Source organism: Stenotrophomonas sp. 1L-E-5-B-C3 (genome assembly GCF_057292075.1).
Window position 1 is genome coordinate 139,403 of record NZ_JBXAWS010000004.1, and the last position, 23,185, is coordinate 162,587.

24 protein-coding genes are annotated in these 23,185 nt (G+C 66.5%); 10 read left to right on the top strand and 14 right to left on the bottom strand.

Features of this window, described 5'->3' with window-relative positions; all coding sequences use genetic code 11:
• Nucleotides 1-38: 38 nt before the first annotated feature.
• Nucleotides 39-659 (bottom strand): LysE/ArgO family amino acid transporter, encoded by a 621-nt coding sequence (locus tag AC0Z6F_RS07100; RefSeq protein WP_012510453.1) that lies wholly within the window; start codon nucleotides 657-659, stop codon nucleotides 39-41.
• Between the two features lie 107 nt (nucleotides 660-766).
• Here AC0Z6F_RS07100 and AC0Z6F_RS07105 point away from each other — a divergent pair, with 107 nt between their 5' ends.
• The 5 genes from AC0Z6F_RS07105 (at nucleotide 767) to AC0Z6F_RS07125 (ending at nucleotide 6,441) form a co-directional block, all read left to right on the top strand.
• Nucleotides 767-1,660 (top strand): LysR family transcriptional regulator ArgP, encoded by an 894-nt coding sequence (locus AC0Z6F_RS07105; RefSeq protein WP_012510452.1) that lies wholly within the window; start codon nucleotides 767-769, stop codon nucleotides 1,658-1,660.
• 78 nt (nucleotides 1,661-1,738) lie between these two features.
• Nucleotides 1,739-3,139, top strand: coding sequence for a TolC family protein (locus AC0Z6F_RS07110; protein WP_485616852.1), 1,401 nt, complete (start codon nucleotides 1,739-1,741; stop codon nucleotides 3,137-3,139).
• Nucleotides 3,132-4,145, top strand: coding sequence for an HlyD family secretion protein (locus AC0Z6F_RS07115; RefSeq protein WP_004149835.1), 1,014 nt, complete (start codon nucleotides 3,132-3,134; stop codon nucleotides 4,143-4,145). The genes AC0Z6F_RS07110 and AC0Z6F_RS07115 overlap by 8 nt, the downstream gene beginning before the upstream one ends.
• On the top strand, nucleotides 4,130-5,317 hold the full coding sequence (locus tag AC0Z6F_RS07120; RefSeq protein WP_012510450.1) for an ABC transporter permease: 1,188 nt from the start codon (nucleotides 4,130-4,132) through the stop codon (nucleotides 5,315-5,317). The genes AC0Z6F_RS07115 and AC0Z6F_RS07120 overlap by 16 nt, the downstream gene beginning before the upstream one ends.
• Nucleotides 5,314-6,441: an ABC transporter permease gene (locus AC0Z6F_RS07125; RefSeq protein WP_485616853.1), complete on the top strand. Its 1,128-nt coding sequence runs from the start codon at nucleotides 5,314-5,316 to the stop codon at nucleotides 6,439-6,441. The genes AC0Z6F_RS07120 and AC0Z6F_RS07125 overlap by 4 nt, the downstream gene beginning before the upstream one ends.
• A gap of 119 nt (nucleotides 6,442-6,560) precedes the next feature.
• Here the strand turns inward: AC0Z6F_RS07125 and AC0Z6F_RS07130 are convergent, their stop codons facing one another.
• Both AC0Z6F_RS07130 and AC0Z6F_RS07135 read right to left on the bottom strand, forming a co-directional pair.
• Nucleotides 6,561-6,929 carry a glycine zipper 2TM domain-containing protein gene (locus AC0Z6F_RS07130; protein WP_032127541.1) on the bottom strand — a complete coding sequence of 123 codons (369 nt, stop codon included), beginning with the start codon at nucleotides 6,927-6,929 and terminating at the stop codon, nucleotides 6,561-6,563.
• Between the two features lie 167 nt (nucleotides 6,930-7,096).
• On the bottom strand, nucleotides 7,097-9,319 hold the full coding sequence (locus tag AC0Z6F_RS07135) for a methyl-accepting chemotaxis protein (protein WP_012510447.1): 2,223 nt from the start codon (nucleotides 9,317-9,319) through the stop codon (nucleotides 7,097-7,099).
• Between the two features lie 280 nt (nucleotides 9,320-9,599).
• Here AC0Z6F_RS07135 and AC0Z6F_RS07140 point away from each other — a divergent pair, with 280 nt between their 5' ends.
• Nucleotides 9,600-9,992 (top strand): barstar family protein, encoded by a 393-nt coding sequence (locus AC0Z6F_RS07140; RefSeq protein WP_004149780.1) that lies wholly within the window; start codon nucleotides 9,600-9,602, stop codon nucleotides 9,990-9,992.
• A 44-nt stretch (nucleotides 9,993-10,036) separates the two neighbouring features.
• On the opposite strand, the gene AC0Z6F_RS07145 is transcribed toward AC0Z6F_RS07140, so the two are convergent.
• Complete coding sequence (locus AC0Z6F_RS07145) at nucleotides 10,037-10,495, bottom strand: hypothetical protein (RefSeq protein WP_004149778.1); 459 nt, start codon at nucleotides 10,493-10,495, stop codon at nucleotides 10,037-10,039.
• A gap of 205 nt (nucleotides 10,496-10,700) precedes the next feature.
• On the opposite strand from AC0Z6F_RS07145, the gene mutS reads away from it, so the two are divergent.
• The 3 genes from mutS (at nucleotide 10,701) to AC0Z6F_RS07160 (ending at nucleotide 15,841) form a co-directional block, all read left to right on the top strand.
• The gene (mutS, locus tag AC0Z6F_RS07150) at nucleotides 10,701-13,292 is read left to right on the top strand and encodes a DNA mismatch repair protein MutS (RefSeq protein WP_485616854.1); all 2,592 of its coding nucleotides are present in this window, start codon (nucleotides 10,701-10,703) and stop codon (nucleotides 13,290-13,292) included.
• Between the two features lie 194 nt (nucleotides 13,293-13,486).
• On the top strand, nucleotides 13,487-15,130 hold the full coding sequence (locus tag AC0Z6F_RS07155; RefSeq protein ID WP_100434245.1) for a catalase: 1,644 nt from the start codon (nucleotides 13,487-13,489) through the stop codon (nucleotides 15,128-15,130).
• A gap of 108 nt (nucleotides 15,131-15,238) precedes the next feature.
• On the top strand, nucleotides 15,239-15,841 hold the full coding sequence (locus AC0Z6F_RS07160) for a DUF937 domain-containing protein (RefSeq protein WP_012510444.1): 603 nt from the start codon (nucleotides 15,239-15,241) through the stop codon (nucleotides 15,839-15,841).
• A 72-nt stretch (nucleotides 15,842-15,913) separates the two neighbouring features.
• Here AC0Z6F_RS07160 and AC0Z6F_RS07165 read toward each other — a convergent pair whose 3' ends face one another.
• From AC0Z6F_RS07165 to AC0Z6F_RS07175, 3 genes are all read right to left on the bottom strand, one after another.
• Nucleotides 15,914-17,101 (bottom strand): glycoside hydrolase family 5 protein, encoded by a 1,188-nt coding sequence (locus AC0Z6F_RS07165; protein WP_065722456.1) that lies wholly within the window; start codon nucleotides 17,099-17,101, stop codon nucleotides 15,914-15,916.
• Nucleotides 17,102-17,214: 113 nt separating this feature from the next.
• A complete protein-coding gene (locus tag AC0Z6F_RS07170; RefSeq protein ID WP_004149153.1) occupies nucleotides 17,215-17,622 on the bottom strand; it encodes an RNA-binding S4 domain-containing protein in 408 nt (135 codons plus the stop codon).
• A 9-nt stretch (nucleotides 17,623-17,631) separates the two neighbouring features.
• Nucleotides 17,632-17,871: a hypothetical protein gene (locus AC0Z6F_RS07175; RefSeq protein WP_049462351.1), complete on the bottom strand. Its 240-nt coding sequence runs from the start codon at nucleotides 17,869-17,871 to the stop codon at nucleotides 17,632-17,634.
• 62 nt (nucleotides 17,872-17,933) lie between these two features.
• Here AC0Z6F_RS07175 and AC0Z6F_RS07180 point away from each other — a divergent pair, with 62 nt between their 5' ends.
• On the top strand, nucleotides 17,934-19,394 hold the full coding sequence (locus AC0Z6F_RS07180) for an MATE family efflux transporter (protein WP_032969269.1): 1,461 nt from the start codon (nucleotides 17,934-17,936) through the stop codon (nucleotides 19,392-19,394).
• Between the two features lie 159 nt (nucleotides 19,395-19,553).
• Here AC0Z6F_RS07180 and AC0Z6F_RS07185 read toward each other — a convergent pair whose 3' ends face one another.
• The 7 genes from AC0Z6F_RS07185 to rpsP all read right to left on the bottom strand — a co-directional run bounded on the left by AC0Z6F_RS07185 (nucleotide 19,554) and on the right by rpsP (nucleotide 23,117).
• Nucleotides 19,554-19,961 (bottom strand): DUF1801 domain-containing protein, encoded by a 408-nt coding sequence (locus AC0Z6F_RS07185; protein ID WP_485616855.1) that lies wholly within the window; start codon nucleotides 19,959-19,961, stop codon nucleotides 19,554-19,556.
• A gap of 38 nt (nucleotides 19,962-19,999) precedes the next feature.
• The gene (locus AC0Z6F_RS07190) at nucleotides 20,000-20,434 is read right to left on the bottom strand and encodes a DUF1801 domain-containing protein (RefSeq protein ID WP_100434244.1); all 435 of its coding nucleotides are present in this window, start codon (nucleotides 20,432-20,434) and stop codon (nucleotides 20,000-20,002) included.
• 79 nt (nucleotides 20,435-20,513) lie between these two features.
• Complete coding sequence (locus AC0Z6F_RS07195; RefSeq protein WP_100434243.1) at nucleotides 20,514-20,894, bottom strand: DUF6404 family protein; 381 nt, start codon at nucleotides 20,892-20,894, stop codon at nucleotides 20,514-20,516.
• Nucleotides 20,895-20,976: 82 nt separating this feature from the next.
• Nucleotides 20,977-21,378, bottom strand: a complete 402-nt coding sequence (gene rplS, locus AC0Z6F_RS07200; RefSeq protein WP_004149090.1) for a 50S ribosomal protein L19 — start codon at nucleotides 21,376-21,378, stop codon at nucleotides 20,977-20,979.
• A 154-nt stretch (nucleotides 21,379-21,532) separates the two neighbouring features.
• Nucleotides 21,533-22,291 (bottom strand): tRNA (guanosine(37)-N1)-methyltransferase TrmD, encoded by a 759-nt coding sequence (gene trmD / locus AC0Z6F_RS07205; protein ID WP_485616857.1) that lies wholly within the window; start codon nucleotides 22,289-22,291, stop codon nucleotides 21,533-21,535.
• An 8-nt stretch (nucleotides 22,292-22,299) separates the two neighbouring features.
• On the bottom strand, nucleotides 22,300-22,812 hold the full coding sequence (gene rimM, locus AC0Z6F_RS07210; protein WP_004149035.1) for a ribosome maturation factor RimM: 513 nt from the start codon (nucleotides 22,810-22,812) through the stop codon (nucleotides 22,300-22,302).
• Nucleotides 22,813-22,856: 44 nt separating this feature from the next.
• Nucleotides 22,857-23,117, bottom strand: a complete 261-nt coding sequence (rpsP, locus tag AC0Z6F_RS07215; RefSeq protein ID WP_012510436.1) for a 30S ribosomal protein S16 — start codon at nucleotides 23,115-23,117, stop codon at nucleotides 22,857-22,859.
• Nucleotides 23,118-23,185 lie beyond the last annotated feature (68 nt).

Here is a 23,185-nt window from a genome sequence, read left to right on the forward strand (position 1 = left end):
GGTGGAACACATACGCAACACCGGCGTACGTCACGCACTCATGGCGATAAAGGACGCAGCAGCAACAACGTCGCAAGGCAGAACATGAAGGCCGCCACGCCTGCGTCCAGCACACGCCAGGCAGCCGGCCTGCGGAACACCGGCTGCAACAGGCGCGCGCCATAGCCCAGCGTGCAGAACCAGGCCACGCTGGCGGCGCAGGCACCGGCGGCGAAGGCCCAGCGCAGATCCCCCGGGTAGCGCGTGGACAGGCTGCCCAGCAGCACCACGGTATCCAGATAGACGTGCGGGTTGAGCAGGGTGAAGGCCAGGCAGGTCAGCAGTACCTGCCGTCCGCTGCCGCCCTGCGCCTCGGCGGCGGCCAGCGCACTGCCACCGCGCCATGCGCGCAGCCCCGCCTGCAGGCCATACCAGAGCAGGAAGGCCGCGCCACCGAAGCGCAGCACCTGCAGCAGCAGCGGCCACTGCAGCACCAGCGCGCCCATGCCGCCAACGCCGGCCAGGATCAGTGCGATGTCCGCGCCGGCGCAGGCCAGTACCACCGTTCCCACACGATGCTGCTGCAAGCCCTGGCGCAGCACAAAGGCGTTCTGCGCACCGATGGCGATGATCAGGCCGGCACCTGCGAACAGACCGGCGGCGGTAGCGGCAATCCACATGAGGGACGGGCCAGGCGGTGAAGGGACGCGCAGGGTGCGGCCAACGGCCCCGTTAAGACAATCTGCTTTTTCTTTATCCTGTGCAGAAAAACTGAAGAGGCTGCCGCGTGGACCTGATACATCCGCAACTTGCCGCCTTCGCTGCGGTGCTGGAGGAAGGCAGCTTCGAGGCTGCGGCACGCCGCCTGTCGATCAGCCCGTCGGCCCTGTCGCAGCGGATCAAGGCATTGGAGGATCGGCTCGGCCAGGTGCTGGTCGTACGTCAGGCACCGTGCCGGCCCACCGCCGCAGGCGAAGCGCTGCTGCGCCGGGTCCGGCCGATGCAGGCGCTGGAGGCCGAGGCATTGGCCGAACTGCTGCCCGAACGCGGCAGCGATGCCGCGCGCACGCCAATCCCGTTGGCGGTCAACGATGACTCGCTCGATACCTGGTTGGTGCCAGCCATCGCCGAACTGCACCAGCGCCATGGCTACCTGTTCGACCTGCGCATGGACGACCAGGACCACACCCTGCAACTGCTGCGCGATGGCAGCGTGCTGGGTGCAGTCACCGCCGAAAGCCAACCGGTGAAAGGCTGCAACGTGCACCCACTCGGCGCGATGCGTTACCACGCTATCGCCTCGCCCGGCTTCGCCCGCCAGTACTTCAGCGATGGCATGCAGGCTGCGGCACTGGCGCGCGCACCGATGCTGGTGTTCAACCGCAAGGATGAACTGCAGTGGCGCTTCGTGCGGCGCCTGACCCGCGCGCGGCTGCAGCCGCCGCTACACTACCTGCCCTCCTCCACCGGTTTCGTCGAAGCCGCTGCGTGCGGACTCGGCTGGGGCATGGCCCCGGAATCCCTGGTCGCGCCCGCCGTGCGCGCCGGCCGCGTGGTGGTACTGGAACCCCGCCGCTGGCTCGATGTGCCGCTGTACTGGCAGCATGCCGCCGTGCGTTCAAGCACGCTGCAGCACATCACGCAGGCGCTGCGCACTGCAGCCAGCAGCACCCTTCGTTGAGGACAAACCGATGACCGCAGACCCGGGCTTCACGCCGCGCGCACTACCGTTTGCGCACTTCTTCACCATTGGGACGGCATGGGCGTGATCGGCCGACGTACAAGGATGCACGGCGCGAAGGCCGCGCTGGCGCTGGCAGCCTGCCTGCCACTGGCTGCGGCGGCGCAGACTCTCACCGATGCACCCGCATTGGACTGGGAACAGGCACGGCAGCGCCTGGAGCAGGTCTCCGCTGCACTGGCCGCCGCCGATGCAGCGGTGCGCAACAAGCAGGACCTGCAGGACGCCACGCGCCTGCTGCGCCTGCCGGAGATCACCGGCGAAGTGCGCCGGCTGCAGTTCCAGAAGACCCTCACCCTGCCGCTGGGCTCACTGGCCCCGGTGGCCGAGGCCTATGGCATCGACTCGCCGCTGTCGTTCACCGAACGGGACTGGCGTACCCGGCCCGTGGTCACCGCGGTGCTGCCGTTGTACACCGGCGGCGTGATTCCGGCCGCGCAGCGTGCCGCCAGCGCTGCCCACGAGCAGGCCAGCGCCGAGCGCGAGGCTCAGCGTCAATCGCTGACCGTGCAGCTGGCCCAGGCCTATTTCGGCCAGCGCCTGGCCGAGCAGGCAGTGGATGTGCGGCGCGACGTACGCGATGGCCTGAACCGCCACCTGTCCGACGCCGAGAAGCTGGAACGCGAGGGCTTCGCCACCCGCGCCCAGCGCCTGCAGGCCACCGTGGCCCGCGACAAGGCCGAGCGCGAATACCAGAAAACGGTGAACGACCTGGCCACGCTGAAAGCGGCGCTGGCCACGCTGCTGCGCAGTGGTGGCGAGGTACAGCCGGTGTCGCCGTTGTTCGTGCAGCGCGTGCCGCTGGAACCGGTGGCCAACTTCGAGCGTACTGCGCAGGCACGCCAGCCGCAGATCGCACGCCTGCGGGCGATGGTGGCACAGGCCGAACAGGGCGTACGCGTGCAGCAGGCCAAGCTGAAGCCACAGATCTTCGCCTTCGGCCAGTACGACTTCCGCCGCCGTGACGAGATGTTGACCGATCCGGACTGGGCATTCGGCATCGGCCTGAAGTACACCTTCCTGTCGCCGAACTCGCGGCCGGCGCAGATCAGCGCCGCGCGTGCGCAGCAGGACCAGGCCGAAGCGGGCCTGCGCGAGGCCGAGAACCAGGTCGCGCTGGGCGTGCGCAAGGCCTGGAACGAGCTGGAAACCGCGCGTCAGCAATACGTGCTGCTCGACAGCAGCATCGCCCAGGCACAGGAAAACCTGCGCCTGCAGGAGCTGGCGTTCCGCGAAGGCCAGGCGACTTCGCTGGATGTGATCGACGCGCGGCTCGGCCTGGGCGGTGCCCGCGTCGAGCGCGCACAGGCCGCCTACCAATACGATATTGCGCTGGCACAGTTGCTGGAGGTCAGTGGACAGATGGACCGTTTCGAAGAGTTCCGGCGGCGTGCGGACGAGGTGATCGACCATGAGTGATGTGCTGCACGACGATGCAACGACGCCCCCGGCCAAGCGCCGCCTGGGCCCGATCCTGATAGTGGTGCTGCTGGTCGTGGTGGTGCTCGGCCTGTGGCTGGCCTGGCGCAGCCCGGCCGACCAGATCCAGGGGATGGCCGACGCCGATACCATCAACGTGGCCGCCAAGATCACCGCGCGCGTGGCCGAACTGAAGGTGCGCGAGGGCGACCGCGTGCAGCCCGGGCAGGTGCTGTTCCTGCTCGACAGCCCCGAAGTGGCCGCCAAGGAGCAACAGGCGCACGGCGCATTGGCCGCCGCACAGGCGGTGGCCGACAAGGCCGACGAAGGTGCGCGCAGCGAAGACATCCGCGCCGCTGAAGCGAACTGGAAGCGGGCTGAAGCCGGTGCGACGCTGGCTGAAGCGACCTACCAGCGCGTGCAGAACCTGTTCAACGAAGGGGTGATGACCCGGCAGAAGCGCGATGAAGCGCATGCCCAGGCCACCAGCTCGCGCGAACTGGCCCGTGCCGCCCGCGCGCAGTACGACATGGCGCTGGCCGGCGCACGCGAGCAGGACAAGCGTGCCGCGCAGGGCCAGGTGCAACAGGCACAGGGCGCGGTGGCCGAAGTCAACGCCGCACGTGTCGAAGTGGAAGGGCGCGCGCCGGTGGCGGGCGAGATCAACAAGCGCATGGCCGACCCCGGCGAACTGGTACCGGCCGGCTACCCGGTGTTCACCCTGGTCGACATCGACCGCATGTGGGTGGCGATGAACCTGCGCGAATCGCAGATGCAGGGCCTGAAGGTCGGCAGCAAGCTGCGCGGCAGCGTGCCGGCGCTCGGCCAGGACGGCGAATTCGAGGTCTACTTCATCAACCCGGCCGGCGACTATGCAACCTGGCGTACCACCCGCCAGTCGTCCGGCTACGACGTCCGCAGCTTCGAGGTGCGGGTGCGCCCGGTACGCCGCATCGAGGGCTTCCGCCCCGGCATGAGCGTGCTGTTCGCATGGCCCCAGCACTGAGCCCTGGCCGCGGCGGCTTCGCTGCCAGCTGGCGGCGCGAGCTGCGGTCGCTGCGCGGCAACCGCGCCGACCTGCTGCTGGTCACCCTGCTGCCGCTGCTGATGCTGGCCGTGATGGCGTGGATGTTCACGCCCTCGGTGATGCGCGACATCCCGATCGCCGTGGTCGACCTCGACCACAGCAGTGACAGCCGCCTGCTGCTGCGCATGCTCGATGCCAGCCCCGGCGTGCGCATCGCCAGCCAGCCTGCGGACATGCAGGACGCACGTTCGCAGCTGCGTCGGCTGGATGTGTTCGCCATCGTGCTGGTGCCGCGCGATGTCACCCGGCAGGCGTTGCGTGGGCGCCAGGGCACGGTGTTCGCCTATTACAACGCCACTTACATGACCACCGGACAGTCCGCTGCGCGCGATATCGGCGACGCGGTCTCGGCCTGGAATGCGCGCCTGCTGCGCGAGCGCATCGGCCTGCAGGTCGGCCCGGGCAAGCTGCGTGCCGCGCCGATCGCGGTGCAGTCAGACATCCTCTACAACCCGGCGCGCAGCTACGAACTGTTCCTGCTGCCGCTGATCTTCCCGGCGGTGCTGTCACTGGTACTGGCGCTTGCGGTGGCCGGCAGCCTCGGCCGCGAAATCCGCGACAGCACCCTGCCCGCCTGGCTGGGCCGCACGCCGTGGCCGGCGATTGCCGGCAAGGTCGCGCCGTACATCCTGCTGTTCTCGGTGTATGGCGCACTCGGCATCGGCTACCTCGCCTGGCTGCGCGGCGATGGCGTGGCGGGCAGCGTGCTCATGCTGCTGCTCGCACAACCCTTGTTCTATCTGGCTACCGCCGCCTACGCGCTGTTCTTCGTCGGCGTCACCCGCGACATGGGCACCGCACTGTCTGCGGTCGGCCTCAGTATCGGCACCGCGCTGGCGTTCTCCAGCGCCACCTTCCCGGTGCTGGACGGCCCGTTGTTCACCCGCATCTGGCACCAGCTGCTGCCATTGAGCGCCTACATCAAGCTGCAGACCCAGCAACAGTTCATCGGTTCGCCGCTGCAGGTTTCGGTATGGCCGCTGGCCACGTTGCTGCTGATGTCAGTGGTGGCTGGCGGCATCGGTGGCCTGCGCCTGATTGCCTTCGCGCGCACGCCCGAAGCCGCACAACCGGCAGGAGCCGACGCATGAGCGCACTGTGGCGCAGCCTGCGGCAGACCCTGATGGCGGTGCTGTGCGACCGCTATGCGATCGTGGTGATGGTCGGCGCGGTGATCCTGTATTCGTTCTTCTACCCGGCCGCATACCGCCACCAGGTGGCCGGCAACCTGCCGGTGCTGGTGGTGGATGAAGACCACAGCGCGACCAGCCGCGAACTGCTGCGCAAGCTCGATGCGCTGCGGGTCGCGCGCGTGGTCGGGCAACCGGCCGACATCGACAGCGCACGCCAACAGCTGGAAGCCCGCCACGCCGAAGGCATCGTGCTGATCCCGGCCAACCTGGAGCGCGACATCCTGCGCGGCCATCCTGCCAAGCTGGTGCTGCTCGGCAACGGTGCCTACCTGGGCCGCGCCAGCTGGGTGCTGGGCAGCGTGGCCGATGCACTGGGTGCCTTCGGACGTGAGGCCGTGGTCGGCCAGTCCGCCTTCATGGGCGCGCCGCAGGCACCACCGGTCACCCTGGTGCAGCGCCCGCTGTACAACACCCAGGAAGGCTACGGCAGCGCTATCGTGCCCGGCGTGGCCGAGCTGATCGTGCAACAGACGCTGCTGATGGGCATCGGCGTCCTGCTCGGCGGCCGCCGCCTCGCACTCGGCCGGCGCCTGCGCTTCGACCTGCCGACTTTGGCGGGCATGGCATTGGGCTTCGGCCTGATCGGACTGTTCGGCTTGTTCTACTACGCCGGTTTCACCGCCTGGGTGCAGGACTATCCGCGCGGCGGCAACCCGCTGGGCCAGCTGCTGGGCGGCACCCTGTTCATCGCCGCCACGGTGGCGTTCGGCCTGTTCGTCGGCAGCTTCTTCCGCACCCGCGAACGCGCCTTCCAGTACATCATCGCCACCTCGATCCCGCTGTTCTTCCTGGCCAACCTGTCGTGGCCGGCAGTGATGACGCCACAACCGCTGGTCTGGCTGGCGCAGCTGTTGCCGACCACCTCCGGCATCAACCTGATGGTGCGCCTGAACCAGATGGACGCCAGCCTGGCCGAAGTCAGCCATGAACTGATCACCCTCAGCGCCCTGCTGCTGCTCTACGGTGCCCTCGCCGCCTGGCGCCTCCTCGCAAAAAAGGGGACGGAGGGGATTAAGTCGTAAGCGGCCGGGTTGGGGGATTGCGACTTAATCCCCTCCGTCCCCTTTTCCCATAACGACGAACGCCGGCATGGGGCCGGCGTCCGAGTACTGCAGTGTGGAAGGGGTAACGGGTCGAGCAATCAGCGGTAGACGCGCTCGCAGCGACGTTCGACGACGCGATCACCATTCTTCTGCTGACTGTTGCCCTGGATCTGGCGCCCGGCTGCACCACCGGCGACGGCGCCTGCCACGGTGGCCAGCTTCTTGCCGTTGCCGCCGCCCACCTGGTTGCCGAGCAGGCCACCGATCACGGCGCCGGTAGCGGTACCCGTAATGCGGTTGGGATCGCGCGAGTTGCGCTGCACTTCCACGTTCTTGCAGACCACGCGGCTGCCGTCGTTGAACTTGCGTCCCTCATCGCGCGGCCCATACGTCTGCGCGCCGGCCACCGACGAAGCCGCCAGCAGGGTGCCCAGCACAAGCAATCGGGTCGAGGTCTTCATGGCCATCTCCTGAGTTCCGGTATGGCGCAAGTGTCCTCCCGCGGTTGGCAACCGGAAGTGAAATGCGCGTGTCCGCCACCTCATCGGCCATCGCGCGTTCAGGAAGAAAATCCGCGCCCATCACGATCAGCCATCGTGATGGGCGCCGTCACCCTGCCGGCAATTCAACCCTGCTAGAACTCTTCCCAGCCGCCCGCATTGGCCGCCAGCGTTGGTTCGATGCGTGGCGACAGCGATGCCGGACGGCGCACCGGGGTAACCGTGGCAGCCACTGCGGCCAAGGCCGGGCGTACTGCAGCTGCGGCCGTCACCGCGCCAGTGCGGAACACCGATACCGCCTCGGCCAGCAGGTTGGACTGCTCCTCCATCGAGCGTGCGGCGGCGCTCGCTTCTTCCACCAGGGCAGCGTTCTGCTGGGTGGTCTCGTCCATCTGCACTACCGCCTGGTTCACCTGCTCGATGCCCGAGCTCTGCTCCTGCGAGGCGGCGGAGATGTCGGCCATGATGTCGGTCACCCGCTGCACCGAGGCGACGATCTCGCCCATGGTCGTGCCAGCCTGACGGACCAGCGCCGATCCGTCGGCCACCTTGCCCACCGAATCCTCGATCAGGCCCTTGATCTCCTTGGCCGCACCGGCCGAGCGCTGTGCCAGCGTGCGCACCTCACTGGCCACCACCGCAAAGCCCCTGCCCTGCTCACCGGCACGCGCAGCTTCCACCGCCGCGTTCAACGCCAGGATGTTGGTCTGGAACGCGATGCCGTCGATGACGCTGATGATCTCGGCGATCTTCTTCGACGAGGCTTCGATGGCCGACATCGTGGTGACCACCTGGCCGACCACCTCGCCGCCCTGCGAGGCGACACCGTGCGCACCAATCGCGAGCTGGTTGGCCTGGCGGGCATGCTCGGCGTTCTGCTTCACGGTGGAGGTCAGCTCCTCCATCGATGCCGCCGTCTCTTCCAGGTTCGCCGCCTGCTGCTCGGTGCGCCGCGACAGATCGGTGTTTCCCGAGGCGATCTCGCCTGCCGCCAGGTTGATGCTGGACGCGCTGGACTGGATGCGGCCGACAATCTGCTTGAGCTGATCGACGGTGGCATTGCAGTCATCACGCATGCGCGCGAACACGCCATGGAAGTCACCCTGCATACGCACGGTCAGGTCGCCGCGCGAGATGGCCTGCAGCAGGGTCGAGACCTGCACCAGGTTCTCGTCAGTGGTCTGCATCAGGCGATTGAGCCCGGCCACCATGTCGCGGAAATCATAGGCGAAGCGATCTTCGTCGCCGCGCAGGCTGAAGTCGCCTGCGGCAGCGGCGGTTGCCAAGCGGCGGATCTCGCTGTTGATCGCCGACAAGCTGGACTTGGTTTCGTCCATCGCCTGGGTGATCGCCGCCTTCTCGCCGGGCAGCGGGTCCATGTCCACCGACAGATCGCCGCGTGCGTAGTGCTTCATCACCTCGATCAGCCGGTTCTGCACCTGCACGTGCGATCCAACCAGCGCATTGGTCTCATGCACCATGCGCCCGTAGTCGCCGGGGAACGCGCTCTCGTCCATGCGGTAGCTGAGGCTGCCCGCATCGTGCTGGCGCGCCAGCTCACCCTGCGCCGCCATCACCGCCTGCAGCTGTGCCTGCATGCGCTGCATCGACCTGAGCAGCTGCGTCACCTCATCGTTGCCCGAGGCGTCGATGCTGCTGTCCAGCCGCCCGTTGGCGATGCCGTCGGCCAGTTTCACCGCGCCTTCCAGCGGGCGGGTCAGGCTGCGGGTGATGGCCCAGGCGGCCAACGAACCGAGCAGCAGGCTCAGTACGCCGAACACAATCGACAAGGTGCCAGTCCAGGCTTCGGTCGACCGATATTCCTCACGACTCCGTTCGGTCAGCATTTCCTGATGCCGAAGCAGGGCCGAGATGGATTCGTTCCAGGCGGTGGCCAAGCCATGCTCGGCCAGCAGCTCCTTGGCCGCGCCGTCGAAATCACCGGCCTTCATCCGATCGTGTAGATGCTGGGTCGACGTATCGGTGGCCTTGCGTGCCGCGTCGATTTTCGCAACCAGGGTATCGCCGGTGGCATCACGCGGAATCTTGATGTATTTGGCCCAGATGCCGTCGTAGGTCTGCGACAGCTCCTGCGCCTTCTGATAATCCTTGTCGAAATCCTCGCCGCGCTTGATCACCATCAGCCGGCGGTGCATCAACACCGCGTTGTTGGTATCCAGCATGTCGTTCAACAGCCGCATCTTCACCATGTTGACGTCCACCACTTTCTCGAACTGGGCGGACTTCAGGTGATTTCCGTACAGCGCCAGGCCGACGATGGCCACGATGAACAGCAACAGCAGACCGAAACCGGCACCCAGCCGGGAACCCACACGGAGGTTTCGTAAGGCGAGCATCTCAATTCCCTTGATCATGACCGTACGATCGGTTGCGGCTCAGGCAAGGGAAACTTTATGGGTCGATATTACTGAATCGATCCAAAGCATTTAAACTGTGAGCGCAAGCATAAGAATGCAGTTGCGATTAACCGAAAAATAATTTTCAACGATTCATCACAACGCAACGATCGACTGAAACCAGACCGGCTCCGCGCCAAGGCCCCGCTCACGCTGCTGCATAATCTCCAGAGGTTATCTGTAGCGGACAGAACCGTTCCAGACGGGCTACAGACCACACATGACCCTTGTGCTGCACATCGAAGGCGCCTCCATAAACGATATCGCCAGCCTGTATGCGGAGATCAACCGCGTATTCATGGCCAGCGAGCACTGGCAACTTGGACCGAGCCTGGATGCGCTGGACGACCTGTTGCATGGTGGCTATGGCGCGCTGGCCGGGCATGGCCAGGCCAGGGTCATCTGGCGCGACATCGCGCACAGCCGAACGGCCCTGGGCGCGGATGCCACCGGCCGCTGGCTGCAGGCCAAGCTCGACGCACCAGGGCGCTTCAATACGCAAGCCATTGCCCGCCAACTGCAGGCGCTGCAACGGGGCGAGGGCCAGACCTACTTCGAGATCGTCATGCAGATATTCAACAGCCATCCGAACATCACACTCGTACCGGATTGACGGTATCGAACTCCATCCTGCGCATGCCCAGGCATCCGATCGACTCAGCGTGCCCGGCTGGCGAAGTAGCGGCTTGCCGGCTCACGGTACAACAGGAACGCGCAGTACAACGACACGCAGAAGATCGCGCCAAGCGTAAGAAACTCGAATGGGCCAGCGCTTTTCATATCGACCAGCTTCAGCACCATGGTCTCCAGGAACATGATGACGAACAGTGGGCGAACCCATCCCCAGCGCGCGAATATGCCCACCCCGATCACGATGCCCGCCAGTCCGTTGAGCACACCGGCAGTGACCAGCGCAGCATAAGGCAAGGAGTGGTAGAGGCTCATCCGCGCCAGCAATTGGTACTCCGGCACTTTCGGCCCATAGACTTCAAGCATGCCGTAGAGGGCCAAGGCGCCACCCACAATCTGGTAGAGCGCGACGATGTAGAGCGATGGCGGTGCTTCAACGGCGGCCTTGGCCTGCGGGCCTTCATGGGGCGCAGAATGTTGCGTCATCGCTCGCTCCTTGATTGTCGTGCCGCCAGCCTGGCCGCAGACCGGAGGCTACACCCCCGCTGCCGGGCTTGATAGCCCCAACCTTCGGCTGCGACAGCAGGCAGCCGACGCGCGACCCGTTCCACCCGTTACCATGGACGGCCCTGTACCAGCTCCGCTGCCGCCGCCCTCCGGCGCGGCCGGACGCCCCGGATTCACGAGCCCCATGTCAAAAGAAAAGTCCGCCGAACACACCCCGCTGATGAAGCAGTTCTTCGCAGCCAAGTCCGAGTACCCGGACCTGCTGCTGTTCTTCCGCATGGGCGACTTCTACGAGCTGTTCTACGACGACGCGCGCAAGGCCGCGCGCCTGCTCGACATCACCCTGACCCAGCGCGGCAGCTCCGGCGGCGCGCCGATCCCGATGGCCGGCGTGCCGGTGCATGCTTACGAGGGCTACCTGGCCCGCCTGGTGGCTCTGGGTGAATCGGTGGCGATCTGCGAACAGATCGGCGATCCGGCGCTGGCCAAGGGCCTGGTCGAACGCAAGGTGGTGCGCATCGTCACCCCCGGCACCGTCACCGACGAGGCGCTGCTGGACGAACGCCGCGACACCCTGCTGATGACGCTGTCGCGCAGCAAGCAGGGCTACGGCCTGGCCTGGGCCGACCTGGCCGGTGGCCGCTTCCTGGTCAACGAAGTCGAGACCGACGACGCGCTGGAAGCCGAACTGGCCCGACTGGAGCCGGCCGAGCTGCTGGTGCCCGATGAGGAGAACTGGCCCGAGTTCCTGCGCCAGCGCAGTGGCGTGCGCCGCCGCGCGCCGTGGCTGTTCGACGCCGACAGTGGTCGTCGCCAGCTGCTGAACTTCTTCAAGCTGCACGATCTCAGCGGTTTCGGCATCGATGACAAGCCACGTGCCACCGCTGCTGCCGGCGCCCTGCTGGGCTATGTGGAAGAAACCCAGAAGCAGCGCCTGCCGCACCTCACCTCCATCTCGATGGAAACCGCCGGCGAAGCGATCGCGATGAACGCGGCAACGCGTCGCCACCTGGAACTGGATACACGTGTCGACGGTGATACCCGCAACACCCTGCTCGGTGTGCTCGACAGTACGGTAACGCCGATGGGCGGCCGCCTGCTGCGCCGCTGGCTGCATCGCCCGCTGCGCCTGCGCGAAGTCCTGGTGCAGCGCCACCACGCGGTGGAAACGCTGATCGATCGCGGCAGCGACGCCGACATCCGCGAGCAGTTCCGTCGCCTTGGCGATCTTGAACGCATCCTCACCCGCGTCGCGCTGCGCTCGGCACGACCGCGCGATTTCTCCACCCTGCGCGATGGCCTGGGCCTGCTGCCGGCCGTGCGCGAGGTGCTGGCACCGCTGGATTCGCCGCGCCTGCAGACCCTGCATGCCGCACTTGGCGAGCACGACGAATGCGCGCATCTGCTGGCCAGCGCCATCGCCGAAATGCCACCGCTCAAGCTCAGCGATGGCGGCGTACTGGCCGACGGTTTCGATGCCGAGCTGGATGAACTGCGGCGGCTGTCGACCCACGCCGACCAGTTCCTGGTCGATCTGGAACAGCGCGAGCGCGAGAGCAGCGGCATCGCCACGCTGAAGGTCGGCTACAACCGCGTGCACGGCTACTACATCGAAATCAGCAAGGGCCAGTCCGAGCGCGCGCCGGTGCATTACACCCGCCGGCAGACGCTGACCAACGCCGAGCGCTACATCACCGAAGAACTGAAGGCGTTCGAGGACAAGGTGCTGTCCGCGCGCGACCGCTCGCTGTCGCGAGAGAAGTACCTGTACGAGCAGTTGCTGGATACCCTCGGCACACAGCTGGAACCGCTCAAGCAATGCGCTGCCGCGCTGAGTGAACTGGACGTGCTGGCCGCCTTCGCCGAACGCGCGCAGGCGCTGGACTGGGCGCGCCCGGAACTGCAGGCCGAGCCGTGCCTGAAGATCGAACGCGGCCGCCATCCGGTAGTGGAAGCGGTGCGCGACCAGCCGTTCGAGCCGAACGACCTGGACCTGCATCCGGACCGTCGCATGCTGGTCATCACCGGCCCCAACATGGGCGGTAAATCAACCTACATGCGGCAGAACGCGCTGATCGTGCTGCTGGCCCACATCGGCAGCTTCGTGCCGGCCAGCCGTGCGCTGATCGGACCGATCGACCGCATCCTGACCCGCATCGGCGCCGGTGATGATCTGGCCCGTGGGCAGTCCACCTTCATGGTCGAGATGGCCGAGACCAGCTACATCCTGCATCACGCCACCGCGCACTCGCTGGTATTGATGGATGAGATCGGCCGCGGCACGTCCACCTACGACGGCCTGGCGCTGGCCGATGCGGTGGCCCGCCACCTTGCATACGAGAACCGCTGCTACACGCTGTTTGCCACCCACTACTTCGAACTGACCGCGCTGGCCGACGAGCAGCACGAGGGCGGCCGCAGCGGCATCGCCAACGTGCACCTGGATGCCGTCGAGCACGGTGAGGCGCTGGTGTTCATGCATGCGGTGAAGGATGGCCCGGCCAACCGCAGCTTCGGCCTGCAGGTGGCCGCGCTGGCCGGCCTGCCGCGCGCCACCGTGGCGCAGGCGCGCAGGCGCCTGGCCGAGCTGGAACAGCGCGGTGGTGAAAGCCATGCCGCCGAGTTGGCGCCGCAGGCGTTGGATGCACCGCAGCAGTTCGGCCTGTTCGCGGCACCGTCGAGCAAGGCGCAGGACGCACTGGCCGCGATCGACCCCGACGAACTGACCCCGAAGCAGGCGCTGGAAGCGTTGTACCGGTTGAAGGCGCTGCTGTAACCGCAGCGCGCGCCCATGGCCTCCCGCCGCCTTGCGGGAGGCCTGTTGAAAGACTGTGCAAATCCGATTCTGCGTTTCAATTGACAGAATCTATCAACCTGAATGAATCATTCGATTATTCATTTCATCTGGCCATAGCTAAAGTCGAGTGAAGATGTTTCTCCCACGTCTTCACCGCCACCAGGAGCCAGCCGATGAGCCAGTCCGACAACAACAACGCCAAGTGCCCGTATCACACCGCCCCGTCGCCGGAGCAGGGCGCCGAGCAGCAGCGCGAGCTGAGCACCACGCCCAAGCAGAAGCACGGCGATGACCCGGTCACGCCGATGACCACGGCCTTCGGCGCACCGGTGGTGGACAACCAGAACAGCAAGACCGCCGGCCCGCGTGGCCCGCTGCTGATGGAAGACGTCTGGCTGCTGGAAAAGCTGGCCAACCTCAACCGCGAGATCATTCCCGAGCGCCGCATGCATGCCAAGGGCTCGGGCGCGTTCGGCACCTTCACCGTCACCCACGACATCAGCAAGTACACCCGCGCCAGGCTGTTCGAGAAGGTCGGCAAGCAGACCGAGATGTTCGCCCGCTTCACCACGGTGGCCGGCGAGCGTGGCGCCGCCGACGCCGAGCGCGACATCCGCGGCTTCGCGCTGAAGTTCTACACCGAAGAAGGCAACTGGGACCTGGTCGGCAACAACACCCCGGTGTTCTTCCTGCGCGACCCGCGCAAGTTCGCCGACCTCAACAAGGCGGTCAAGCGCGACCCGCACACCAACCTGCGCAGCGCGCGCAACAACTGGGACTTCTGGACGCTGCTGCCCGAAGCCCTGCTGCAGGTGACCGTGGTGATGAGCGACCGCGGCATCCCGCGCAGCTTCCGCCACATGCACGGCTTCGGCTCGCATACCTACAGCTTCACCAATGCCGACAGCGAACGCTTCTGGGTGAAGTTCCACTTCGTCAGCCAGCAGGGCATCGAATCGCTGACCGACGCACAGGCGCAGATCCTGGTCGGCCATGACCGCGAAAGCCACGGCCGCGACCTGTTCGCCGCGATCGAGAAGGGCGACTTCCCGAAGTGGAAGCTGTTCATCCAGGTCATGCCGGAGCTGGACGCGGAAACCTACCGCGTGCATCCGTTCGACCTGACCAAGGTGTGGCCGAAGAGCGACTACCCGCTGATCGAAGTGGGCCAGTTCGAACTGAACCGCAATCCGGTCAACTGGTACCAGGACGTGGAGCAGTCGGCGTTCGCACCGAGCAACCTGGTGCCGGGCATCGGCCCGTCGCCGGACAAGATGCTGCAGGCGCGCCTGTTCGCCTACTCCGATGCGCAGCGCTACCGCCTGGGCGTGAACCACCACCAGATTCCGGTGAACGCAGCGCGCTGCCCGGTGCACAGCAACCACCGCGACGGTGCGATGCGCGTGGACGGCAACTACGGCGGCCTGCCGCACTACGAGCCGAACAGCTACGGCCAGTGGCAGGAACAACCGCAGTACCGCGAACCGCCGATGAAGATCCGCGGCGACGCCGACTTCTGGAACTTCCGTGAGGACGACGCCGACTACTTCAGCCAGCCCGGTGCGCTGTTCCGCAGCTACAACCAGGCACAGAAGGACCGCCTGTTCGCCAACACCGCCCGTGCCCTGGGCGATGCACCGGACTTCATCAAGCAGCGCCACATCGACAACTGCAGCAAGGCCGACCCGGCCTACGGCGCCGGCGTCGCTGCGGCCCTGAAGGCGCTGGCCAGCCAGCCGTCGGATCCGTTCAAGCCGGCCCAGCCGGAAGCGGACTTCCCCACCGCCACCCCGGGCGCCGAAGACATCGAGCTCTGATCGCCCTCCCCCGTGAACGGCACGCCGCCTCCCCGTGAGGCGGCGTCGCCGTTTTAACGGTCCGCGTCGTACCTTCTGCACGCCCAACCCCAATCGAGGATTCCCCAGATGAGCCTGACCGACGAACTTCTGACCAAGTTGCAGGGCGCCCCGCTGCAACAGGTGTCGCAGCAGCTTGGCATCAGCGATACCCAGGCTTCCGGCGCGATCAGTGCCGCGCTGCCGGTGCTGATGGGCGCGCTGGGCAACAACGCCTCGCAGCCACAGGGCGCACAGGCGCTGCTCGGCGCATTGCAGAACAACCACAGCGGCCTGGACCTGGGCAGCGTGCTCGGTTCGGTGCTGGGCGGTGGCGGCGGTGGCGCTGCCAGCGATGGCGCCGGCATCCTCGGCCACATCTTCGGCGGCAGCCAGCAGAAGGTGGAAACCGGCCTGGCCCAGGCCACCCAGCTCGACAGTGGCCGCACCAGCCAGTTGCTGCAGATCCTCGCGCCGATCGTGATGGCCTTCCTGGCACAGCGCCTCGGTGGCGGCCAGGCCGATGCCGGCTCGCTCAGCCAGGCCCTCGGCCAGGAAAAGCAGCAGGTGCAGCAGCAGGGTGGTCTGGCCGGCGGCCTGCTCGGCAGCCTGCTGGACCAGGACGGTGATGGTCAGCTGGGCGTGGGCGATCTGCTCAAGCTGGGCGGCAATCTGCTCGGCGGCAAGCGCTGAGGGAAAGCCTGGCCGGACATGGGCCGGCGCTACCGGCATCTCCATGGGTAGCGCCGGGCCATGCCCGGCGGCTCACCGGTTGCCCGCCTTCAAACGCTGCAGGATCGGCGCGAACAAGGGCGCCTGCATCGAGCGCGGCGGCTCGACATGGACGCCCTTTTCCTGCGCCTGCCAGTACGACCACGGCAGCGGCTTGTCGCCCAGTTCGTAGTCCATGCCGTCCCAGCCATCCTCGCGGAAGGCGTAGAAGGCCCAGTGCACCTTGTCCTGTTCCAGCACCTGCAGCACATCCTGCAGGTAGCGGCCGCAGTCCGGCCACCGCCGCATGCAGCCGAATTCGGCCACCACCATGCGGTTGGCACCGACGCCATGCGAGGCGGCCCACGTCATCGGCTGCTGCAGGTAACGGCGTACACGCGCCGCATCCCAACGCTCGCTGCCTGTACCGAACGGCACCTGCGCCGGATAGCGCCAGGGTTTGGCGCGCGTCTGGTTCGGCGCACTGGTTGCCGCGTACGGCTCGTACATGTGCACGCTGTACAGCAGCTTCGAATCCGCCAGCGGTGCCGGCCAGTAGTTGAAACCATCGGCGGCGGCATACCAGCCCGCATCCAGCATCAGCGGCATCGCGGCGTCGACCTCGCGGATGCTGGCGATCAGCTCCGAGTAGAAGCGGCGCAGATCGCGTGGGCCGTCCTGCACACCGGCATACCACTGCTGCATCTCCTCGGTGGACGCATGCTCGGCCAGGCCTGCACCGTACTCGGGCACCGGCTCATTGATGAGGTTGTAGGCGGCCAAGGCAGGATGACCCTTCAGCGCCGTGGCCAGGTCAAGCCAGAAGCGACGGGCCGGCACATGGTTGTCGAAGGACTGCCACAGGCGCTGGTCGACTACATCGCCGTTGTGCTGCTTCCAGCGCAGCAACGGCAGCGACAGCGGCGTCAGCACCACTTTCAGCCCGGCCGCATCGGCGTCATCCAGCACCCGCCGCAGCGTGGCCAGGTCGGCCGGAACCAGTCCGCGATAGTCATCGGCGTTGCCGATCAGGAAGTCACGACCGCCCTGCCCCTTCCACTTGTCCGGCACCAGCCGCACCCAGGTCGCACCCGTCGCACGCAGCGCCTCGAAATATTTCCGGTCCGGAGGCGACATGTTCATGCTGTTGCCACCGCGTTGCGGAACGTCCCAGAAGGTGATGTCGGCAGCGTGCAGTGGCGCAGCAGCAAGCAGGGACAGGCATAACAGCAGACGACGCATGGGCAGGCCTCCGATAGGTGAAAAACCAGCCTGCCCAGCGCAATCCGAACGCACCGTGACCGGCGCTTTGTTTCGCACCGCGACAGGAACAATCCGTTGGAATCAGGATTTCGCTAGAGCGCGTCGATGTCACCCAAGGCCCGGATCAAACGCCGCGCGCGCTTGTCCGGCTTGTGTTCCGGCGGCTGGAAACCATCGCGTGCCGCGATGCGCAGTGCACGCTGTTCGGCACGGCGCGCCTTCGAAGCCTCGCTCTCGGCGTACAGCTGCTGTGCCGTTGGCGCCGGCCCGCGCTGGTCGCTCAGGCCCAGCACCTGGATCTCGAAATGCTCCTCGCCGCGGTCGACCTGCAGCTGCTCACCCACGCGCACCGCGCGCGAGGACTTCGGGCGCTGCCCGGCCACGCTGACCTTGCCGGTCTCGATGGCCTGCTTGGCCAGGCTGCGGGTCTTGAAGAAACGGGCCGCCCACAACCAGATGTCCAGGCGGACACTGGGCGACAACGGGGAAAGCTCAGGCATCGGTACGGACTACTCCGGAGGCTTGTTCAGAGGGCGCGGATGATCGGGGTCGGTGCGGCAGCCGCTGCCCCCGATCAACGTAGGTACACCAGCGGACAGGTCCTGGCGCTGGCTGCCGACCAGGCACTCGGGACGGTCGGTCGGCCGCACCTGGGTATCGCCCAGCCGGTCACCTGTCGAACATGCGGCCAGTGCGGTGCCGATCAAGGCCAGCGCCAGGCTCCATTTCACCTGCAGTCGTTGATGCATTGCCACATCCTGCAAACCGGCTTGGTGCTAGTGTGCGCCTCCCGGGAATCGATCACCACTCCATGGCCAAAGCGCCGCTTGACCTGACCTCCGGCCCGATCGGCCGCAACCTTCTGCTGTTCTCCCTGCCGATCCTGGCGGGCAACATCGCGCAGTCGCTGAACGGTTCGGTGAATGCGGTCTGGGTGGGGCGCTTCCTCGGCGAGGCGGCACTGACCGCCACCGCGAACGCCAACAACATCATGTTCTTCCTGATCGGCTCGGTGTTCGGCTTCGGCATGGCCTCGACCATCCTGATCGGCCAGGCCATCGGCGCGCGCGACATCGCGCAGGCGCGGCGCGTGGTCGGTACCAGCGCCACCTTCTTCATCGGCCTGTCGGTGATCATCGCCATCGCCGGCTGGTTCATGGCCCATCCACTGCTGGCAGCGATGGGCACGCCGGCCGCCTCGCTGCCGCTGGCCGAGGCCTACCTGCAGATCATCTTCCTGGCGATGCCGACGCTGTACGCGTTCGCCTTCCTCACCGCCGCACTGCGCGGTGCCGGTGACTCGCGCACGCCGTTCCGTTTCCTGATGGTGTCGGTGGCACTGGACATCGTGCTGAACCCGGTACTGATCTTCGGCATGGGGCCGTTCCCCGCGCTGGGTATCGCCGGCTCGGCCTGGGCCACGCTGGTCGCGCAGACGCTGTCGCTGGCCGGCCTGCTGCTGTACATGCGGCACAAGCGCCACACCCTGTGGCTGGGCCGCGCCGACATGCGCCTGCTCAAGCTCGACCTGACCATTCTCAAGGCGCTGGTGATCAAGGGCGTGCCGATGGGCCTGCAGATGGTGCTGATCTCGCTGTCGGTGATCCTGCTGATGACCATGGTCAACCAGTACGGCACCGACACCGGCGCCGGTTACGGCGCCGCGCTGCAATTGTGGAACTACCTGCAGATGCCGGCGATGGCGATCGGTGCGGCGTGCTCGACGATGGCCGCGCAGAACGTCGGCGCGCAGCGCTGGGACCGCGTGCGCGGCACCGCGCGGCAGGGCGTGCTGTTCAACTTCCTGCTGACCGGCGCGCTGATCCTGCCGCTGGTGCTGTTCGATCGGCAACTGCTGGCGCTGTTCCTGCCGCCGGCCAGCGAGGCGCTGGACATCGCCCGCCACCTCAACCATGTGGTGATCGGTTCGTTCCTGTTCTTCGGCGTCAGCTTCGTGATCTCCGGCGTGGTGCGCTCCACCGGCGCGGTGATTCCGCCGCTGCTGATCCTGGCCGGTTCGCTGTGGGGTGTGCGCGTACCGTTCGCCGAGCTGCTGCAGCCGTACTGGGGCGCCGATGCGATCTGGTGGAGCTTCCCGGTCAGCTCGCTGGTGTCGATGCTGCTGTCGCTGGCGTATTACCGCTGGGGTGGCTGGCGCAAGGCCACGATGATCGGCAAGCCGTCGCATGCCGAAGAACTGGCCACGCCGTCGGAGATTCCGGCCTGCCCACCCTCACCGGTGGCCGACCCGGATGCCGCGCCGCTGCGGTAGTGCCGGCCGCTGGCCGGCAACCTCATGGATCGTTCAATGCACGGTAGTGCCGGCCGCTGGCCGGCAGCTTCATGCCTCTCCGGACGCATCGCGCAACAGCCGGCCAGCGGCCGGCTCTACCACTTCTTCTTTCGCGCAACAGCCGGCCAGCGGCCGGCTCTACCGCTTCTTTTTCGCAGCGTTGAACTTAGCCGCTTCGCGCAGCAGCGCCTTCAATGCCGCGGCATTGGGCATCGCGCCTTCATGGATGTCGATCGCACGTCGCGTGTTGCCGTCCAGGCTGGCATTGAACAGGCCTTTCGGGTCGGCCAGCGCCGCACCACGGGCGAAGGTCAGCTTCACCGTCTGTTTGTAGGTTTCGCCAGTGCACAGAATGCCGTTGTGCTCCCACACCGGCGTGCCGCGCCACTTCCAGGTTTCCTGCACGTCGGGCAGCGCTTCATGGATCAACGCGCGCACGCGCGCCAGCGTTTCGCCACGCCAGTCGCCCAGCTCGGCGATGCGTGCATCGATCAGTTCAGCTGCTGGGGTTCCGGCATCGGCAGGGTTCGGCGCGTGCGTGGCCATCAGCGGTTCTCGTCGGCAAGTAGATCGGAACGGTGGGTTTACATGCGCTCGCCGGGCAATGCCGCGGCTTGGCGCACCCAGTCAAGGAACCGGGCTTCATCCAGCACGCCGTCCTGTGCAATGTGCAGGTAGCGCGTGTCTGCGCTCCTGGACGGCTCGGGCGGTATCGGCTTCAGTGCGGCGCCCCGGAAAAATGCCACCTTGATGTAGCGGGTGAAGCAATGGAAGCTTAGGAACCAACCCTCGCCCTTGGCAACCGCATACATCGGCGAATTCCACTTCACCGCCTTGTGCACGCCGGGCACGGCCTGCTCGATCAGCGCATCCAACCGCGCGCCGAGCGGTCGCTTCCAGTCCGGCATCGCTGCGATATAGGCCTGCACCGTGGCATCGCCCTCGCCCTTGGCGATCTGCGGGTTACCACCGGACAGCAGCCTGGGCGCGGTGGAGGGTGCGGTTCGCTTGGCAGGCATCGCACAGCACGTCCATCAGGATGAAACGGCAGCCTAGCGCGGCGAGCACCTGTCGGTCACGGCGCGGTGCGCCATCGGCTCAGTCCGCCTGACGGGCCAGGAACTGCCGCCAGTCCGGTAGCTTGCGGTGACGTCGCAGCGAGCGCATCAGGGCCGCCATCACGACACCGAACAGGGCACCGGCCAACAGCCCGGCCAACAGCAGCAGCACCAGCGGACGCTCGCTGCCCTGCCACAACATCAGCCACATCAGTCCGGTCCAGAACAGCCCGAACAGCAGGCCCTGCACCAGCGCGTTGGTGGCGAAGCCGGCCAGGATCGGCGGCGGCAGTGCGATGCCCATGCGCCACAACAACCGGTGCAGCAACGGTGCCGACTGCACGCGCGCCAGCCCCTTGCCGTCGAGGAAGCGCAACGCCGACTGGATCACGGCGGGATAGCGTGGGTTGATCTCGTTCATCGCCTGATCGTGGCCGATGCGATGCCGAAAACGCAAACGGCCACCCGAAGGTGGCCGTCGCGGCAACAACCGAAGTTGTTTATCAGGCCTTTTCGGCCAGACGGGCAGCCTTGGCGGCAGCAGCGGCAGCCAGGTCTTCCTTGATGCGGGCAGCCTTGCCTTCCAGGCCACGCAGGTAGTACAGCTTGCCGGCGCGGACCTTACCACGACGCTTCACTTCGACCGAGTCGATGATGGCGCTGTGGGTCTGGAAGACGCGCTCGACGCCGTAGCCGTGCGAGATCTTGCGGACGGTGAACGAGGAGTTCAGGCCGCCGTTCTTGGTCGCGATCACAACGCCTTCATAGGCCTGCACGCGCTCGCGGGCACCTTCCTTCACCTTCACGTTGACGACAACGGTGTCGCCCTGGCTGAACTTCGGCAGTTCGCGGGTGATCTGGGCGGATTCGAATTCCGCGACGATGGACTTGTTCAGCTTGCTCATGGGTTACACCGATTCTTGTTCGGGTGGGCGTGTCGTTTCGACAACGTAGGCTGATGCAGTCACTGGACTGTGCTGCACGTTTGTTGTGGGTACTGCGCGCGCCGGCCGAAGCTGGCGGTAATTGGCCATGATAGCCGAAAAAGCCAGCCCTGCGCTAGGGGCTGGCCTTCTGTTTCCGGGCCTGGCGGGCCTGGTCGAGCAGTTTTCGGTCGGCCTTGCCCAGTGCCTGTTCATCCAGCAGGTCCGGGCGCCGCTGCGCGGTCCGGACCAGCGACTGCTGGCGGCGCCAAGCGGCGATGGCCGCATGGTTGCCCGAGCGCAGCACCTCCGGCACGTCACCCAGCGGATGCTGGGCCGGCTGGCTGTAATGCGGGCAGTCGAGCAGGCCCAGGTCACCTTCGAAGCTGTCCTGGGCGGCCGATTCAGCATCGTTCAGGGCACCGTCCTGCAGACGGGCCACGGCGTCGATGATCACCGCCGCGCCCAGCTCACCGCCGGACAGCACGTAATCGCCAAGGGAAATCTCCTCGTCGACATTGGCTTCCAGGAAGCGCTCGTCGATGCCCTCGTAGCGGCCGCAGAGCAGGACCATGCGCGGCAGCGCCGCCAGTTCCCGCACTTTGGCCTGGGTCAACGGCGTACCCTGCGGGCTGAGATAGATCACCCGCGCCGGGGTCGGATCAGCATCGCGGATCGCCTGCAGGCAGGCCTGCAGCGGCTCGATCAGCATCACCATGCCCGGGCCACCGCCGAACGGACGGTCGTCCACCCGGCGGTAGTTGCCTTCAGCGTAATCACGGGGGTTCCAGCCGTGCAGGCTGAACAGGCCCTTCTCCTGCGCACGCCCGACCACGCCCAGTCCGGCGGACTGGGCGAGGAACTCGGGGAACAGGGTGATGACGTCGAAACGCATGCTCACACTCAGAACTCGGGGTCCCAGTCGACCACGACCAGGTTGGCCTCGAAGTCGACCGACTTGACGAACTCCGGCAACACGAACGGAATCATCCGCTCACGATCGCCGCGCACGACCACCACATCGTTGGCGCCGGTGCTGAACAGGTGCGAGACCTGGCCCAGGGCAACGCCCTCGGTGGTCTTCACATCCAGGCCTTCAAGGTCGACCCAGTAATACTCGTCGGCATTCGGCGGTGGCAGTGCACTGCGGGCCACGTAGACCTCGGTGCCATGCATCGCCTCGACCGTATCGCGATCTTCGATGCCCGGAAAACGGGCCACCAGATGCTTGCCGCTGTCGCGGCCACGGGCGCCTTCAAGCGTGGATTCCTGCCCGTTGGGGCTGCGCAGGATCCACGGCTGGTAACGGAAAATAGCGGAACGCGGCTCGGTCCAGGACTCGAGCTTTATTTCGCCGCGCACACCAAAAGCGCCGACAATCCTGCCCAGCAGGATGCGGCGCTCGTTATCTTTCATCTGCGTTCAACCAGACGGGCCGCGCCAGGCGCGGCCCTTCGGGATCAGGCCGCAGCGGCCTGGGACTTGGTCGCTTCCTTGATCAGGTTGCGGACCTTTTCAGTCGGCTGGGCGCCGTTCTTGACCCAATGGTCAACACGGGCCAGATCCAGCTCGATGCGCTTCTCGCCACCCTGTGCAACCGGGTTGTAGAAGCCGACGCGCTCGATGTTGCGGCCATCACGGGCGCTGCGAACGTCGGTCACGATGATGTGGTAGAACGGACGCTTCTTGGCGCCGCCGCGGGTCAGTCGAATCTTGACCATGGTCTTTTTTCCTATTGCCCAGTCGCCAGGATGGCGCGGTAAGCCGGCGATTATAGCGGCAGTGTCGG